Origin of the sequence: Mycolicibacterium arenosum, from assembly GCF_024320865.1 — a bacterium.
Classification (GTDB): domain Bacteria; phylum Actinomycetota; class Actinomycetes; order Mycobacteriales; family Mycobacteriaceae; genus Mycobacterium; species Mycobacterium arenosum.
In genome coordinates this window covers 461,391-478,524 of record NZ_JANDBD010000001.1, presented here as the reverse complement: position 1 = coordinate 478,524, position 17,134 = coordinate 461,391, and the positions used below count along the sequence as shown (strand labels likewise).

The 17,134-nt window shown below is 69.0% G+C and carries 10 protein-coding genes; 5 read left to right on the top strand and 5 right to left on the bottom strand.

From position 1 onward, the window contains the following. Positions 1-67 precede the first annotated feature (67 nt). Both NM203_RS02370 and NM203_RS02365 read right to left on the bottom strand, forming a co-directional pair. Complete coding sequence (locus NM203_RS02370) at positions 68-1,801, bottom strand: ABC transporter ATP-binding protein (RefSeq protein WP_255057997.1); 1,734 nt, start codon at positions 1,799-1,801, stop codon at positions 68-70. Continuing rightward, positions 1,798-4,362: an ABC transporter ATP-binding protein/permease gene (locus tag NM203_RS02365; RefSeq protein ID WP_255057996.1), complete on the bottom strand. Its 2,565-nt coding sequence runs from the start codon at positions 4,360-4,362 to the stop codon at positions 1,798-1,800. Before NM203_RS02365 ends, NM203_RS02370 begins: the two co-directional genes overlap by 4 nt. Before the next feature lie 101 nt (positions 4,363-4,463). Between NM203_RS02365 and NM203_RS02360 the strand changes: the two genes are divergently transcribed. Then, positions 4,464-5,708, top strand: a complete 1,245-nt coding sequence (locus tag NM203_RS02360; RefSeq protein ID WP_255057994.1) for a cytochrome P450 — start codon at positions 4,464-4,466, stop codon at positions 5,706-5,708. Then, positions 5,708-6,271, top strand: coding sequence for a TetR/AcrR family transcriptional regulator (locus NM203_RS02355; RefSeq protein ID WP_255057993.1), 564 nt, complete (start codon positions 5,708-5,710; stop codon positions 6,269-6,271). The genes NM203_RS02360 and NM203_RS02355 overlap by 1 nt, the downstream gene beginning before the upstream one ends. Here the strand turns inward: NM203_RS02355 and NM203_RS02350 are convergent, their stop codons facing one another. From NM203_RS02350 to NM203_RS02340, 3 genes are all read right to left on the bottom strand, one after another. Next, positions 6,272-8,647 (bottom strand): arylsulfatase, encoded by a 2,376-nt coding sequence (locus NM203_RS02350; RefSeq protein WP_255057991.1) that lies wholly within the window; start codon positions 8,645-8,647, stop codon positions 6,272-6,274. A 127-nt stretch (positions 8,648-8,774) separates the two neighbouring features. After that, entirely contained in the window at positions 8,775-9,899 is a 1,125-nt protein-coding gene (locus NM203_RS02345; protein ID WP_255058288.1) for an acyltransferase family protein, read from the bottom strand. Positions 9,900-9,937: 38 nt separating this feature from the next. Continuing rightward, the gene (locus tag NM203_RS02340) at positions 9,938-11,632 is read right to left on the bottom strand and encodes a DEAD/DEAH box helicase (protein WP_255057990.1); all 1,695 of its coding nucleotides are present in this window, start codon (positions 11,630-11,632) and stop codon (positions 9,938-9,940) included. Positions 11,633-11,703: 71 nt separating this feature from the next. Here NM203_RS02340 and NM203_RS02335 point away from each other — a divergent pair, with 71 nt between their 5' ends. From NM203_RS02335 to NM203_RS02325, 3 genes are all read left to right on the top strand, one after another. Then, positions 11,704-12,249 (top strand): LppP/LprE family lipoprotein, encoded by a 546-nt coding sequence (locus NM203_RS02335; protein ID WP_408633281.1) that lies wholly within the window; start codon positions 11,704-11,706, stop codon positions 12,247-12,249. A 73-nt stretch (positions 12,250-12,322) separates the two neighbouring features. Further along, the gene (locus NM203_RS02330; RefSeq protein ID WP_255058286.1) at positions 12,323-15,778 is read left to right on the top strand and encodes a TM0106 family RecB-like putative nuclease; all 3,456 of its coding nucleotides are present in this window, start codon (positions 12,323-12,325) and stop codon (positions 15,776-15,778) included. Further along, a complete protein-coding gene (locus NM203_RS02325; protein WP_255057988.1) occupies positions 15,775-17,133 on the top strand; it encodes an FAD-binding oxidoreductase in 1,359 nt (452 codons plus the stop codon). The genes NM203_RS02330 and NM203_RS02325 overlap by 4 nt, the downstream gene beginning before the upstream one ends. Position 17,134: the final 1 nt, after the last annotated feature.

Below are 17,134 nucleotides of genomic sequence, written 5' to 3'. Positions count from 1 at the left end.
CGCCGCATGTGAAGCCATGGTCGTCACCCGGGCGTACTGACAGCCAGGATTACTATTCCGGCGGAAATCAGGTGGCGAGTTGCCAGTCGGCGGCGGCGCGCTGCTGATTCCAGAACTCGGCGAACCGCCCACCCGCTGCGAGCAGGTCGTCGATAGCGCCGTCCTCCACGATGCGGCCCTCGTCCAGGAACAGCACGCGGTCGGCGTGCCTGATGCTCGCCAGCCGGTGCGCGACGATGACGCGGGTGCGCGGACGCGGATCGGCGATCAGCGCGTCGACGACGGCGGCCTCGTTCTCGGTGTCCAGCGCGCTGGTGGCCTCGTCGACCAGCAGTACCGGAGCCGGCTTCACCAGTGCGCGCGCGATGCTGACGCGCTGCCGCTCGCCGCCGGACAGGGCGGTGCCCGCCTCGCCGACGACCGACTGATCCCCGTCGGGTAGCCGGCCGATGACCTCGTCGACCCTGGCCAGCCGCATCGCGGCGGACAGCGTGTCGGTGTCCGCCTCGGGGTCGCCGACCAGGACGTTGTCGCGCAGCGTGCCGTCGAACAGGTAGGGGTGCTGGAACACGACGCTGGTGAGGGCGCGCCGGGCGGCGGGACTCAGCGTCGCGACGTCGACGCCGTCGAACAGGACACGACCGCGCGCCGGCTGGTGCAGTCCGGCCAGCAGCCCGAGAATCGTGCTCTTGCCCGACCCCGACGGCCCCACGATCGCGGTGGTGGTGCCGGGCTCCAGCGTGAAGCCGACACCGCTGAGGACGCCCGCGCTGTCGGCGCCGTAGCCGAACCCGACGTCGTCGAACTCGATCCGCGGCGGCGTGCCGGCGGACACCTCGGCGGCCCCCGCGGCCAGCGTCGGCGCGTCGAGCACGGTCCGAATCCCGGCGAGCGTCCGCCGGGTCGACTCGATCGCCGGGGCGAGCTCACTGAGCGCTGAGAACGGCTCGAGGTAACGAACGATCACAACGATGAGCGCGACGGCCTCCGGGACGCCCAACTCACCGCGCACCACGAGCCACGTGGCCATCCCGGCGAACCCCAGCAGCGCGACCTGGCTGGCGATGCTGAACAGCAGCTGGCCCGGTACCTGCACGAGCAACAGCCGCAGATGCGCACCGTGCTGCGCGTCGAGCGCGGTCCCGACGAGGCTGCGGGCGGGCTCGACGCGACGGGCACCGCGCAACGCCTGTTGCGTGCGCGCGAACTCGATGATCCGCTCGGTGAGCGCCGTGTTCACTTGTCCCGCAACGGTATCCGCTGATCTGGCGAGACGCCCGGATAGCCAGAGTGCGCCGAGCAGCACCACCACCCCGCCGAGGGCGGCCAGCCCCAGCGGCGCCGACACCGCCACCAGTGCGCAGGCGATCGCGGCGGGCAGCAGGATCGCCCCGAGCAACGGCGTCAGCAGGTTCACGACCAAGCCGACCAGTTCGGGGCCGGTCGCGGCGATGGCCTGCCGCGAGGTGGCGGTGTTCTCGCTCGTCAACCAGTCGAGGCGGATGTCGGGCAGGCGGTCCGCGACGTCGTGCTGCGTGCGGTCGAGCACGGCGAATCCGATGTCGAAACCCATTCGTGCGCAGATGAAGTCGACGGCCCAGCCGAGGACGGTCACCGTCGTCAGCCAGCCCAGCCAGACCCACGCGTCGGCCGGGGTGGCGCCGAACAGGGCCGCCACCAACGGCACCAGCAGCACCGTGCCCGCCGCCCTCAGCAGGACCGACACGACGGTGAGGGCGGCGTACGCCACGACAGTGCCGCGGCGATCGGCGGGAATCAGCGCCAGCAGCGTGCGGATCATCGGCTCGCCTCGGCTCCGGCAGGCGCCGGCTGCCCGGACTCCCACAGTGTGCGGTAACGCCCACCAGCCGCGAGGAGTTCGTCGTGCGTGCCGGTTTCGACGATCGCGCCGTCGTCGAGCACCACGATCCGGTCGGCGTGGGTGATCGTGTGCAGGCGATGGGCGATGACGAGCACGGTGCGGTCGCGCGTGAGTCGGTTCAGTGCCTGCTGGACGAGGTATTCCGACTCCGGGTCGGCGAACGCGGTGGCTTCGTCGAGGATCAGCACGGGGGTGTCGGCGAGGATCGCTCGGGCGATGGTGACACGCTGCCGCTCGCCGCCGGACAGGCCTGCTCCGTCGCCGAGCACGGTGTCGTACCCGGCGGGCATGCGCTCGATGCGGTCGTGGATCTGCGCGTCGCGCGCCGCTGCGCGAATGCTCTCGACGTCGGCGTCCGGTTCGGCGAGCGCGATGTTCTCGGCGACGGTGCCGTGCACCAGTTGGGTGTCCTGCAGCACGAAACCGACCCGGCGGTAGAGCTCGTCGGCGGTGAGGGTGCGGATATCGTCGCCGCCGATCCGGATCGCTCCCTCCCCCACGTCGTGGAATCTGGCCAGCAGTGCCGCCAGCGTCGACTTGCCCGATCCCGACGGACCGACCAGGGCGGTCATGGTTCCCGGCCGCAACGTCAGCGAAACATCCTTGATGACAGTCACTTCCGGCCGGTAGCCGAAGCTGACGCCGTCGAACACGACGGTGTGATCGCCCTTTCCCGGCGTGCCGTCGCGTACCTCGAGCTCGGTGTCGTCGAGCGCGGTCTGCACACGGCGCGCGGCCAGCATGCCCGCCTGAATCCCGCCGAGGCCGTACCCGATGCCGAGCAGGCGGGCACCGAAGGTGGTGCCCAGCAACAGGAACGGCAGCAGATTCACCGGATCCATCGCATCGCCGACGACCAGCGGAGTGCCCACCACCGCGATCAGCCAGAGGAACGTGGCGGGTCTGGTGACCAGATCCATGAGCGTCTTCTTGCCGACGAAGGGGCGCTGCCAGGACACTAGGAAGTCGATGTAGCCGTCGAGCCCGCGCCGGAAGCCAGACGCCGCCGCACCGCCGAACACGCGCACGACGGGCTGGCCCTCGAGGTAGGCGCCCGCCTCGCCGCCCATGCGCTCGGCCCAGCGCGGCGCCTGCACGATCTTGGTGCCGGACTGAATCGTCATGACCGACATGAGGATCAGGTAGGCCAGCACGGGGACGAACAGCGCCAGCGCGATGCGCCAGTCGACGACGAACAGGTAGACGAGTACCGCCACGGGTGCGATCACGGCGGCGACCGCGTCGGGAATCGCGTGGGTCACCAGGTAGTGCAGCGCCAGGGTGTCGTCCTGCACCAGTTGCTTGATCGACCCCGAACCGCGCGCCGTGAACCAGCCCAGCGGGAGCCGCGCCAGCTTCGACAGCAGCCGACCGCGCAGGTCACGCGCGAAACGTGCGTCGACCCAGTGCAGCCACAGGGTGAGCGCGGCCCCGAGCGCGGTGCCGATCCCGAGCAGCGTCACCGCGGCGAGGCCCAGTGTCCACAGTCGGTCGGAGTCCGCACCCGACAGCAGCAGTCGGACCAGTTCGACGAGGAGGACGAAGGGAACCAACTGGATCAGCGTGAGAAGTGCCTGCAGCACGCCGGAGATCAGCAGCGGCGTCTTCAGTGGCGCCAGCAGCCGACCGGCCGCCTGGGCTCGCCAGGTGCCGCGCACCGGGTCGGCGGCGGGTGCAGCGGCGGGTGCGGGCTTCGGCGACGGCGCGGCGGATGGGACGGGCTCGTCACCGCGCTTGGTGCCCATGGCGCGGCCCTCGGTCCAGTAGGCCTGCGCGTGGATCTCCTGCTTGGGGAAGCCGAACTCGTCGCGTAGCCGCGTGCGGAGGTGTTTCAGCGCACCGGCTTCGGGCCCCGCCCACGCGTGCCAGTCCGACCAGTCGCGCGTTTCGATCGCGGCGGCGAGCGACGTCGCGCCCTCACGCGGGACGCGGTGCACGGTCAGCCGCGGATGCTCGGCCAGCGGGATCAGCAGATCGTCGGCGCCGTGCTGCTCGAGGTAGACCTCGACGGGAATGTCTCGTGGGACGACGCCGATGATGCCGTTGATCGCCGGGGTGGAGGCGGCGTCGCCGATCAGCAGGTAGCCGACGGGCCGGTCGGCGGGGTCGGCGGCGACGGTGAACCCCTTGGACCCCATCGACATCGCGGCGATCGTCGCGCCGGGTTCGACCGTCCTGGCCCACGTCGACGCCGGGCCCGCTGGCTCGTGCAGCACGACGTCGATGGCGAAGCGCCCGGTCTCGGTGTCGGCCTCGGAGATCGTGTAGGCGCGCTGGAACTCGGTGTCGGTGCCTCGGGGGTCGGGGAACCAGAACCGCAGCCACGACGTGGGTTCGGCCACCGCGTCCTCGAACACCGTCGGCGACACCATGCGGATGCGCAGGAGGTGCGGTGCCAGCCACTCGGTGCCCAGCACCGTCACCTCGTGGTCGCGCGCGCCGAAACCGCGCATCATGACGCCCTGGAAACCGCGAGCCATCGACCCTCTCCTTTCGCCGTCAGACTAAGGCTAGCCTTACCGGCTTTGCAGAACCGGCCTCGGTGGTTGACATACGTCGTGCACTGTCGTACTCATAAGACATGACAGCCGTGTTGTCTCAAGGGTCCGAGGTTCCACCCGCTCGGTTCGCGCTCGCCACCCCCGCGACCTGGCCCAACCCGTGGCCGATGTACCGGGCGCTTCGCGATCACGATCCCGTCCACCACGTCGTCCCGGACAACCCCGAGCACGACTACTACGTGCTCAGCAGGCACGCCGACATCTTCACCGCCGCCCGTGACCACGAGACCTTCTCGTCGGCGCAGGGGCTGACCGTGAATTACGGCGAGTTGGAGCTCATCGGCCTGGCTGACAACCCGCCGATGGTGATGCAGGACCCACCCGTGCACACCGAGTTCCGCAGGTTGGTGTCGCGCGGCTTCACCCCTCGGCAGGTCGAGGCCGTCGAACCGAAGGTCCGGCAGTACGTGCGGGAGAGGATCGAGCGACTGCACGCCGACGGCGGCGGCGACATCGTCGCCGAACTGTTCAAGCCGCTGCCGTCGATGGTGGTGGCGCACTACCTCGGCGTGCCCGAGGAGGACCGCGATCAATTCGACGGCTGGACCGAGGCGATCGTGGCGGCGAACACCGCGGAGGGTGGGATCGGCGGCGCGCTTGAGACCCTCGGCGACGCGCTCGGCGGAATGATGGCCTACTTCACCGCCCTGATCGAGAAGCGCAGGACCGAACCCGAGGACGACACGGTGTCGCACCTCGTGGCAGCGGGCGTCGGTGCCGACGGCGACATCGCGGGCGTGCTGTCGATTCTGGCATTCACGTTCACGATGGTCACCGGCGGCAACGACACCACCACCGGAATGCTCGGTGGCTCGGTGCAACTGCTGCACCAACGGCCGGATCAGCGCGAGCTCCTGGCGGGTAACCCGAATCTGATCGGCGACGCCGTCGACGAGTTCCTCCGGCTCACCTCCCCCGTGCAGATGCTCGGCCGCACCGTCACCCGCGACGTCACGATCGAGGGCACCACGATCCCCGAGGGCAGAAGGGCGATGTTGCTCTACGGGTCCGGCAACCGCGATGAGCGCCAATTCGGCGACGACGCAGGCGAACTCGACGTCACCAGGAAGCCGCGCAACATTCTGACGTTCAGCCACGGGGCCCACCACTGCCTTGGTGCCGCCGCGGCGCGCATGCAGTCGCGCGTCGCGCTCGAGGAACTGGTGACGCGCATCCCGAACTTCACCGTCGACGAGGACCGGATCGTCTGGGCCGGCGGCGGTTACGTGCGGCGGCCGCTGTCGATCCCGTTCCACGTCACCTGATGGCCGGCGACTGGCTAGCCGAACGCCGCGTGGAGGTGGCGGCCGACCGCATCCTCGACGCCGCCGAGAAGCTGTTCGCCACTCACGACGCCGCGACCGTCGGGATGAACGAGATCGCCAGGGCCGCAGGCTGTTCGCGCGCGACCCTGTACCGGTACTTCGAGAACCGCGACGCGCTGTACACGGCGTACGTGCACCGCGAGGCGTACCGGGTGTTCAGCGGCCTCGGGGAGCGGTTGGACGCCGCCGCCCCGTCGGCCGTCCGCCTGATCGACGGCATCGTCGAGTCGCTGCGACTGGTGCGGGAGAGCCCGGCACTGTCCTCGTGGTTCGCACCGTCGCAACGACCGATCGGCGGCGAGATGGCCGAACGCTCCGAGGTGATTCGCGGCCTCACCGAGGCCTATCTGCGGGCACTCGGCATGTCCGATGTCGAGAGGCTCGCGCGATGGCTTGTGCGCGTGCTGATCTCGCTGCTGACGTTTCCCGGCCACGACGCCGGCGACGAACGCGCCATGCTGGAGGAGTTCGTCTTACCGCTGATGTCGCCGGCGGCCCGCTGACTACTGCCGCGCGATCGCGATGCGGAAGCGTTCGTGCGGGTCGAGATAGTGGTCGGCGTCGACGGCGTCGTCACCGAGGTCGATGCGCACCCAGTTGACCTTCCCGGTGAACCGACTGGTGTGCGCGGTGTAGTCCGAGGTGACCGTGGTGCCGGATTCGTAACCGACATCGGTGGTTTCGTCGGCCGAGAAGATGAATCCCTGCGTCTGCTCGACGCGGCCCCGACCCACCTCGGTGCCGTCGTAGTAGAGCGTGACGTCACCGCCCTTACCCACGCCGCCGCCGTCGTAGCCGAACTCCATGCGCACCTGGGCCGTGCCGAGAGGAATGGCGTTGTCGGCCTCGATGGTGAACGACGTGATACCGAGCACGTTGTAGCAGAACCTGGCTCGACCGTCCTTGGCATACAGGCTCCACCCCCCGAATCTGCCGCCCTGAGCGATGATCACGCCCTCGGCGCCGTCTGCGGGGACGTCTACTTCCGACGTGACGGCGAACGACTTGTTCTTGATGTTCACCACGCTGTTCTCCGACAGCCGCCCCATACCCTCGTACAGCATCTGGCTGTTGCCCTTGATCAACGACGGCCGGCCGGCGGTATCGGGGTTGATGCGCTCGATCTGGCGATCGTCGAGGGGTAGCACGTTGTACTTGACTGCTTCGATCAGCCAGAGCCGTTGCAACTCGTGCAACTTCTGAGGATGTTCCTTGGCCAGATCGTTGGCCTGGGTCCAGTCGGAGTTGCCGTCGTAGAGCTCCCAGACATCGTCGTCGAAGGCCGGCATGGCCTGGCCGCTCATCGCCCACGGCGTGCGGTGCTTGGTCACCGCACTCCAGCCCTTGTGGTAAATGCCTCTATTGCAGAACATTTCGAAGTACTGCGTGGTGTGTCGCTCAGCGGCTTCGGGGTCGTTGAAGGAGTACAGCATGCTGGTCCCTTCATAGGGGCTCTGCAGCACGCCGTTCACCAGGGTGGGCGCAGGGATGTTGGCGGCCTCCAACACGGTGGGCGCTATGTCGATGACGTGGCTGAACTGATTGCGGTGGCCGCCCTTCTCCTTGATTCCCTTGGGCCAGTGAACGATCGTCCCGTTGCGGGTGCCACCCCAGTGCGAGGCCACCTGCTTGGTCCACTGGTAGGGCGTGTCCATCGCCCAGGCCCAACCGACTGCGTAGTGACCATAGGAATGTTCACCGCCGAACTCGTCGATCTTGGATGTCATGAACTCCGGGGTCTCGATCGCCGCCATCCCGTTGAAGTTGGCCATCTCGTTGAAGGCGCCCTGCTCGGTACCCTCGGCCGAGGCTCCGTTGTCGCCGATGATGCAGAAGACGAGCGTGTCGTCGAGCACCGGTCCGAGCGAGTCGATCAGCCGGCCGATGTGGTGGTCGGTGTGCTCGAGGAAGGCGGCGTAGACCTCCATCTCGCGCTCCAGCACCGGCTTCAACGCAGGGTCCATGTCGTCCCAGGCCGTCATCTCGGGGTCACGAGGGGTCAGGACCGCGTCGGGGCCGATGACACCCAGTTCCTTCTGTCGCTCGAAGGTGATCTCCCGCTGGCGATCCCAGCCGTGGGCGAACTTTCCCCGGTACTTGTCGATCCACTCCTGCGGCACCTGGTGCGGAGCGTGGCACGCCCCCGGCGCGTAGTACATGAAGAACGGCTTGTCGGGAGCCAGGGCCTTCTGTTGGCGCGCCCAGACGATCGCCTTGTCGGTGAGATCCTCGGTCAGGTGATAGCCCTCGGCCGGCGTCTTCGGCGGCTCGATCGGGGTGGTGCCCTCGTAGAGCGCAGGGTCCCACTGGTTGTTCTCGCCGCCGATGAAGCCGTAGAAGTACTCGAACCCCCCGCCGCCGGTGGGCCACGCGGTGAACGGACCCACCTGACTGGTCTGCCACACCGGGACCTCGTGACACTTGCCGAACTGCGCCGTCGAGTAGCCGTTGAGCTTCAGCGTCAGCGGCAGCGGAGCCTTGGTGTTGGGCAGCACAGAGGTGTAACCTGGCGCGGCGGTGGCGGTTTCGGTGATATTGCCCATGCTCACCGAGTGATGGTTACGGCCGGTGAGCAGCGCCTGGCGCGTCGGCGCGCACAGGGCCGTGGTGTGGAATCGGTTGTACTTCACCCCACCCGCTGCCAACTTCTCGAAGTTCGGTGTCGCACACGGTCCGCCGAAAGCGCTGCTGGCGCCGAAGCCGACGTCGTCGAGCAGGATGACGAGGACGTTGGGCGCTGTCGCAGGCGGGCGTACGTCCTTGATCGGGGGATAGCTGGTGTCCGGATCCTTGGCGTCGTATGTTGTCAAGCCGCTGGGTGCGACGTCGGGGATGGGAAGAATGTCACGCCGGACCTCCGGCGACTCGGTAGTACCCACGAACTGCATCCGCTCGACGAAGTGATCGCCACGAGGGCGATCCCGGGCCGCTCGTCGCGAGCCCGAGGCGTCCACCCTATGCAGGTGACGCATGCCCCGGTGGCGTTTGACCGCAGCCGAGCCGCTTCTAACGGACGCGGGTGACGCGGTGCAGCAGCCACGCGACGGGAACCGTGACGATCATCGTCCACACGAACAGCCACCACACCGAACCCGTGTAGATCGGGTACCGCAGCAGTTCGACCATCACCAGTTCCATCAGCACCAGGTGGATCAAAAAGATCTCGTAGGAGATCTCGCCCAGGAACACCATCGGCCTGCTGGCCATCGCCCGCGAATACCAACCGTTGTCGCTCAGCGCGAGTGGCGCCACGACCAGCGTGGCGATCACGACGTAGAACACCGCCTTGATGATGCTGGCGTACAACTCCGATGGCGACGTCGTCGGCGCCCCGGCGATGGGGGTCGAGACGATGAAGTAGCAGACCACCGACAGCGGGACGCACACCGCGGCGAAGGCTCGGACGCCCATGACCTGGAGTACCGCCAGCAACATGCCGCCGAGGAACCACAGCAGGTAGGCGGGCAGCCAGAGCCGGGCACCGTCGGGAAGGACACGGGTGCCGTGCACCACGATCAGCCACGCCGGCGTGACGAGCGCCAACCCGCCGAGGCCCGCGAGCAGCGCACCCGGTCGCCACTTCCTGCGGCAGACGACCACCAGCAGCAGCCAGGCCAGTGCCGGTAGCGCGACGTAGAACGACGCCTCCACCGCGAGGCTCCACATCTGCGTAAGGCCCTGGTGCAGAAAGGAACCCAGGTAGCCGTCGGTGTAGATCTGCGTCAGCGTGAGGTTGCGCAGCAACCCCTCCCACGTGTGACCGGGGTTCGGGCCGGCGTCGCGCCAGTGGTAGAGCAGGTAGGCCGCCACCACGGTGACCAGGTACGCGGGCATGATGCGCCGCACCCGATGCCATGCGTAGCGCTTGACCGACGGCGCCTCGTCGCCCGATGCGGCGGCACGCACCCACGGTCTGAAGAGCAGGAAACCCGACAGCACGAAGAAGATCGGAACCCCGATCTCCATCCGCCCCCACACCAATCCGACGTAGCCGTGGGTGTACTTGCCCGTGGTGTAGGCGGCGTGGGTGGCGACGACGAGGATGGCCGCAACGGCGCGGACTCCGGTGAGCGAGGCGACGCGGGTCGTGGTGACGGATTCCAGGCCGCCGACGTCGTCGAAGCGTCCCAGCCGATTCCCCGTGGCTCCGCCCGCCCCGGACCCGGCACTCACTTGGGCTTGTGCTTCCCCCGATGGGGTTTCGAGGACCCGCGGTCCGGCTGAAGTTCGATCAGCTGGCCCTGGATGCGGGTCCGGCTGAGCTTCTTCAGCGTCTCCGCGGACAGCGTGGCGGGCAGTTCAACCAGCGAGTAGTCGAGCCGGATGTCGATGTGGCCGAAATCGCTGCGGTGCAGGCCGCCTTCGTTGGCGATGGCTCCGACGATGGCACCCGGCATGGCCTTGTGCCGCTTGCCCACCGCGATGCGGTAGGTCGCGAGATCCGAACGCGTCTCCCGGCGCTTGCGCGGCGGCCCGTCGCCATCGCGCCCCGCGCGGTCGGGCTTCTCCCGCCGCTTCTCCGGCGGCGGTTCCGTCATCAGGAACTCCTCGCCGTTGCGGCTCTGCAGCGCCAGCGCCGCCGCGATGTCCGCCATCGGTACGTCGTTGTTGCGCTCGTAGCCCTCGATCAGCTTGCGGAACAGTTCGATTCCAGGGGCCGCGAGCGCCTCGGTGATCGAGTCGCGGAACTTCTGCACCCGTTTCTCGTTGACGTCGTCGACCGACGGCAGGTCCATCTCGATGAGCTTCTGCCGCGTCACCCGCTCGATCGAGCTCAGCAGGTGGCGCTCCCGGGGGGTGACGAAAAGCAGTGCGTTACCGGACCTTCCGGCGCGTCCCGTGCGGCCGATGCGGTGCACGTAGGACTCCGGGTCGTGCGGGATGTCGTAGTTCAGCACGTGCGAGATGCGCTCGACATCCAAGCCGCGGGCGGCCACGTCGGTCGCGACGAGGATGTCGATCGTCCCGTCCTTGAGCTGGTTGATCGTGCGCTCACGCACCGCCTGCGGGATGTCGCCGTTGATGGCGGCCGCGTTGAAGCCGCGGGCCCGCAGCTTCTCGGCGACCTCCTCGGTGGCCTGCTTGGTGCGGACGAACACGATCATCGCGTCGCCCTGCTCGACTTCGAGCAGCCGGGTCAACGCGTCCATCTTGCGCTGGTGTGACACCTGCACGTACCGCTGCGTGATGTTCTCGGCGGTCTGGGTCTTCGACTTGACCACGATCTCGACCGGGTCGTGCAGGTACTTGGAGGTGATCTTCTTGATCGCGGGCGGCATGGTCGCGGAGAACAGCGCGACCTGCTTGTACTCGGGGGTGTCGGCGAGGATCTTCTCGACGTCCTCGGCGAAGCCCATCTGCAGCATCTCGTCGGCCTCGTCGAGCACCAGGTAGTCCAGGTGCGTGAGGTCGAGACTGCCCTTCTCCAGGTGGTCGATGACGCGGCCAGGGGTGCCGACGACCACCTGAGCACCGCGCTTGAGCCCGGCCAGCTGCGGGCCGTACGACGAGCCGCCGTACACCGGGAGCACGTTGACCTTCAGGTGCGCGCCGTAACGGCTGAAGGCCTCGGCGACCTGCAGCGCCAACTCGCGCGTCGGCGCCAACACCAGCGCCTGGGTGATCCTGCTGGTCACGTCGATCTTGGACAGGATCGGGATCGCGAATGCGGCCGTCTTGCCGGTGCCGGTCTGCGCGAGTCCGACGACGTCGGAGCCCTCCAGCATCGGCGGAATGGTCGCCGCCTGGATGGCCGAGGGCGATTCGTATCCAACGTCGGAGACGGCCTGCAGCACGGCTGGGTGAATCTGCAGGTCGGCGAAGGTGAGCTGAGGCGCGGACGCGTCCTCGTCGGGCGTGGTCATCGACGTAGGAGTCTACGTGTTCCCGCGACGCTCACCCGCCGACCGCGTTCCCGGCGGGTACGGTGCGCAGTGTGAAGTGGGTCGCGGTGTTCGCAGCGGCACTGTTCCTGGCCGGCTGCGGGTCGAGCGATTCGACCGTCGCGAAGACGCCCGACGCCACCGTGACGGCCGCGCCGTCGGCACCACCCAGCGTCGCACCGACCATCGCCGCGGGTCCGACGCCGCCGCCCGCCGCAGCCGATCCGTGTGCGATCAACCTGGCCGCACCCGAGATCGCGAAAGCCGTGTCCGACCTGCCGCGGGACCCGCGCAGCCAGCAGCCGTGGAGTTCCGAACCGCTGGCGGGCAACTACAACGAGTGCGCGCCGCTGTCGGTGGTGATCGTGAAGGCCAACACCAACGCCGACAACCCGAACACCCGTGCGGTGATGTTCCACCAGGGCAGGTTCATCCCGACCGGGGTTCCGGACACCTACGGCTTCAACGGCCTGGACGAGACGGCGACCACCGGCGACACCGTCGCGCTGACCTACACCAGCCCCGGCACCGGCCTTCGCAGCGTGGTGCGGTTCCGCTGGAACGGCAACGGCGTCGAGCTCATCGGAAACACGGGTTAAGCCACGCCACGGGGCCACCCGGTCCGGCTGAGCGTCGGTGTCACCGCGCTGACCTACAGTGGCGGACGTGTTCGTGCCGCAGGGGGGATTGGAGGGCGAGCGACTCGTCGTCTACAGCGCGTCGGATCTCGCCGCCGCAGCGCGGTGCGAGTATGCGCTGCTGCGTTCGTTCGACGCCAAGCTCGGGCGCGGCCCCGCCGTGTCATCGGCCGACGAACTGCTCGCTCGCACTGCACAACTCGGTGACGACCACGAGCAGCGCCACCTCGAGCAGATCCGCGCCGACGTCGACGGTGTCGCGGTGATCGGGCGGCCGGCCTACACGGTTGCGGGGCTGACCGCCGCCGCGGAACAGACCCGCGCGGCCGTGGACCGGCGCGCACCGGCGATCTACCAGGCCGCCATGTTCGACGGCCGGTTCGCCGGGTTCGCCGACTTCCTCGTCCTCGAAGACGGCCCCGACGGCTCCGCGTACCGGCTCCGCGACACCAAGCTCGCACGGTCGGTCAAGGTCGAGGCGCTGCTGCAGCTCGCGGCCTACGCCGACGCGCTGATCACCGCGGGCGTGCCCGTGCATCCCGACGTTCAGCTGGTGCTCGGCGACGGCGTGGTCGCCGACTACCGCATCGACGAGCTGCTTCCGGTGTATCTTCCCCGGCGCGCGGCCCTCGAGCGCCTGCTCGACGAGCACCTCGCCTCCGGTCAGCCGGTGTCGTGGGAGAACCCCGATGTGCGTGCGTGTTTCCGCTGTGCCGAATGCGAGGTCGAGACGCGCGCCCGCGACGATCTGCTGCTCGTCGCCGGGATGCGGGTCAGCCAACGGGCCCGACTGCTCGACGCGGGCATCAGCACGGTGCACGAGCTCGCCGCCCACGACGGGCCGGTGCCCGAGGTCTCCACCCGCACCCTGAGGACGCTCACCGCGCAGGCCCGGCTGCAGATCGCCGATCGGGTCGACGGCAAGCCGCCGTACGAGGTGGTCGACGCCCAGCCCCTGCTGGTGCTCCCCGACGCCGACAAGGGCGACCTGTTCTTCGACTTCGAGGGCGACCCGCTGTGGACCGTCGACGGCGCCGAGTGGGGGCTGGAGTACCTCTGGGGCGTGCTGACCGTCTCCGACGAGTTCCACCCGCTGTGGGCGCACGACCGTCCCAGCGAGCGGCAGGCACTGGTCGACTTCCTCGCGCTGGTGCGCAAGCGCCGCAAGCGGTACCCGAAGATGCACGTCTACCACTACGCCGCCTACGAGAAGTCCGCGCTGCTGCGATTGGCGGGTCGCTACGGTGTCGGCGAGGACGACGTCGACGACCTCCTGCGAAACGGCGTACTCGTCGACCTGTATCCGTTGGTGCGCAAGAGCATTCGAGTCGGCACCGAGAGCTACAGCATCAAGTACCTCGAGCCGCTCTACATGGGCAACGAGCTGCGCAGCGGCGAGGTCACCACGGCCACCGACTCCATCACGCAGTACGCGAAGTACTGCGAGCTGCAGGCCGACGGGCGCACCGACGACGCCGCCGCGGTGCTCAAGGAGATCGAGGGCTACAACCGGTACGACTGCCGGTCGACGCGCCGGTTGCGCGACTGGCTGATGGCGCGCGCCATCGAATCGGAGGTGCCGCCGCGCGGACCGCTGCAGGTGGGCGACGCCGCCGCACAGGCCACCGTCGAGGTCGCCGACGACGTCGAGCGCACCCTGATGGCGTACGCGGGCGACGGCACCGAGGAGCGCACCCCGGAGCAGACCGCCGTCGCGCTGGTGTCGGCGGCCCGCGGCTTTCACAAGCGCGAGGACAAACCGTTCTGGTGGGCCCACTTCGACCGCGTGAACAACCCCGTCGACGAGTGGTCCGACAACAGCGACGTGTTCATCGCGGAGAGGTCGGAGATCGTCGCCGACTGGCACCAGCCGCCCAAAGCCCGCAAGCCGCAACGCCGACTTCGGCTGTTCGGTGAGATCGCCACCGGTGAACTCTCCGGGGCCATGTACGCGCTCTACGATCCGCCCGCACCCGTCGGCCTGGCCGACGATCCGGAGCGGCGTGCCTTCGGGCCCGTCGAGGTGGTCGAGTGCAACGACCCCGAGGCCCCCACCGAGGCCGTGATCGTCGAGAAGCAACCCAAGGACGGCGACGTCTTCGAGCAACGGCCCTTCGCGCTGACTCCCGGACCGCCGATCAACACCAAACCGCTGCAGGACTCCATCGCCGCGACGGCGGCGTTCGTGGCGGCCGGGCTGCCGAACCTGCCCGCCGACGCCGTCACCGACATCCTGCTTCGCCGTCCGCCGCGGACGGTGCGCGGCGGGCCGCTCCCGCGGCCAGAGGGATCGCCCGCCGGAATCGTCGGGGCCATCACGTCCGCACTTCTGAACCTCGACTCGTCCTATCTGGCGGTGCACGGGCCACCCGGCACCGGCAAGACGTTCACCTCGGCGGCCGTCATCGCCCGCTTGGTCAACGACCACCAGTGGCGCATCGGCATCGTCGCGCAGTCGCACGCCGTGGTCGAGAACCTCTTCGCCGACGTGATGCGGGCGGGCGTCGACGGGTCGCGGGTGGCCAAGAAGGTCAACACCGTCGCCACGGGGTGGACGGCGATCACGAACCCCGAGTTCGCGGGCTTCATCGCCGACAACGACGGGTGCGTCGTCGGCGGAACCGGGTGGGACTTCGCCAACGACAACAAGATTCCGCGCTCGGCGCTCGACCTGCTGGTGATCGAGGAGGCGGGTCAGTACAGCCTGGCCAACACCATCGCGGTCGCGTCGTCCGCCAGGAACCTGCTGCTGCTCGGCGACCCCCAGCAGCTGCCCCAGGTCAGCCAGGGCACCCATCCCGAACCGGTCGACGGCTCCGCGCTCGGCTGGCTCGTCGACGGACAGAGCACGCTGCCGGAGGAGCGCGGCTACTTCCTCGACCGCTCGTACCGGATGCACCCCGCGGTGTGCGCCCCGGTCTCGCGCCTGTCGTACGACGGTCGCCTGCGTTCGCACGAGGAGGTGAGCGCGGCCCGCACCCTCGAAGGGGTCGCCCCCGGTGTGCGAGTGCTCGAGGTGGCGCACGACGGCAACTCGACCGACAGCCCCGAGGAGGCCGACGCGATCGTCGCCGAGATCGCCGCGCTGCTCGGCACCCCGTGGACCGACGGCGCGGACCCGGTGCCGCTCGAGCAGCGACACGTGCTGGTGGTCACTCCCTACAACGCGCAGGTGGTCACGCTGCGCCGCAGGCTCGACGCGGCCGGTTTCGGCGCCGTCGAAGTCGGCACCGTCGACAAGTTCCAGGGCCGCCAGGCACCGGTGGTGTTCGTGTCGATGACGGCGTCGTCGGCCGCGGAGGTTCCGCGCGGAGTGTCGTTCCTGCTCAACAGGAATCGGCTCAACGTGGCGGTCAGCCGGGCCAAGTACGTCGCGGTGATCGTCAGGTCGGCGCTGCTCACCGACTACCTGCCCGCCACCCCGGACCGGTTGACCGAACTCGGCGCGTTCCTCGCCCTCGACTCGCCGTGTGATACACCGACGGCATGAGTGAGAGTCTGATCGACCGGCTGGCGGCCGTCGTCGGCACCGGCCAGGTCAGCATCGATCCGGACGTGCTCGACGGCCGCTGCGTCGACTACACCGGGCGGTATCGCGGCAGCGCCACGGCGCTTGTCCGGCCGGGATCAGCCGACGAGGTGGCCGCGGTCCTGCTCGCGTGCCGGGAGGCGGGGGCGTGCGTGACGGTGCAGGGCGGCCGCACCTCGCTGGTCGCGGGCACCGTGCCCGAACACGACGACGTCCTGCTGTCGACCGAGCGGCTCAACCACATCGGGCCGGTGGACGTGACGGAACGACGCGTCCGAGTGGGCGCGGGCGCCACCGCGGCGGCGGTACAGCGGGCCGCAGCCGATGCCGGCCTGGTGTTCGGCGTGGATCTGGCGTCACGCGACAGCGCCACCGTCGGCGGCATGGCCGCCACCAACGCGGGCGGCCTGCGCACTGTTCGGTACGGGAACATGGGTGAGCAGATCCTCGGCCTCGACGTCGCGCTGCCCGACGGCACCGTGGTGTCGCGCCACAGCGAGGTGCGGCGCGACAACACCGGTTACGACCTCGCCGCGCTGTTCGTCGGAGCCGAGGGCACGCTCGGCGTGGTCACCGAACTCGAACTGCGGTTGCATCCCGCTCCTGCGCACCGGGTGACCGCGGTGGCCGGATTCGCCGAGCTGACACCGCTTCTCGTGCTGGGCCGGGAGTTCCGCGACGCCGACGGGATCGCGGCGCTGGAGCTGATGGACGCCCGCGCGACCGCGCTGACGGCCGAACACCTCGGGGTCTCCTCCCCCGTCGCCGGCGAGTGGCTGCTGCTCGTCGAACTGGCGGGCGACACCGACCACACCGAACGTCTCGCCGAGGCTCTGGAGTCCGCCGACCTGGCAGGTGAACCCGCTGTCGGCCTCGATCCGTCCACTCAGCGCAGGCTCTGGGCGGTTCGCGAGTCGATTGGGGAAGTTCTCGGAATCCACGGTCCCCCACTGAAGTTCGACGTATCCCTCCCGCTGTCCGAGATCGAGGGCTTCGCGACCGCCGCCCGCGCGCTGGTGGCCGAGCACGCACCCGACGCCATTCCGGTGCTCTTCGGTCACGTCGGCGAGGGCAACCTGCACCTGAACCTGGTGCGGTGCGTGCTGGACGGCGCCGCCGAACGGGCGCTGTATGCGGCGATGATGGCCCTGATCGCGAAGCACCGCGGCAACGTCAGCTCCGAACACGGTGTCGGCAGCCGCAAGCGCGACTACCTGTCGATGTCGCGCACGGACGCCGACATCGCGGCGATGCGCGCCGTGAAGGCCGCGTTCGATCCGGACGGCTATCTGAATCCCGCGGTGCTGTTCACCTGAG

What these genes read in the sequence shown, in the direction of transcription:
- NM203_RS02325 (WP_255057988.1), top strand. Translation starts at nt 15,775, where the DNA reads ATGAGTGAGAGTCTGATCGACCGGCTGGCGGCCGTCGTCGGCACCGGC.
- NM203_RS02370 (WP_255057997.1), bottom strand. Translation starts at nt 1,801, where the DNA reads ATGATCCGCACGCTGCTGGCGCTGATTCCCGCCGATCGCCGCGGCACT.
- NM203_RS02340 (WP_255057990.1), bottom strand. Translation starts at nt 11,632, where the DNA reads ATGACCACGCCCGACGAGGACGCGTCCGCGCCTCAGCTCACCTTCGCC.
- NM203_RS02360 (WP_255057994.1), top strand. Translation starts at nt 4,464, where the DNA reads ATGACAGCCGTGTTGTCTCAAGGGTCCGAGGTTCCACCCGCTCGGTTC.
- NM203_RS02355 (WP_255057993.1), top strand. Translation starts at nt 5,708, where the DNA reads ATGGCCGGCGACTGGCTAGCCGAACGCCGCGTGGAGGTGGCGGCCGAC.
- NM203_RS02365 (WP_255057996.1), bottom strand. Translation starts at nt 4,362, where the DNA reads ATGGCTCGCGGTTTCCAGGGCGTCATGATGCGCGGTTTCGGCGCGCGC.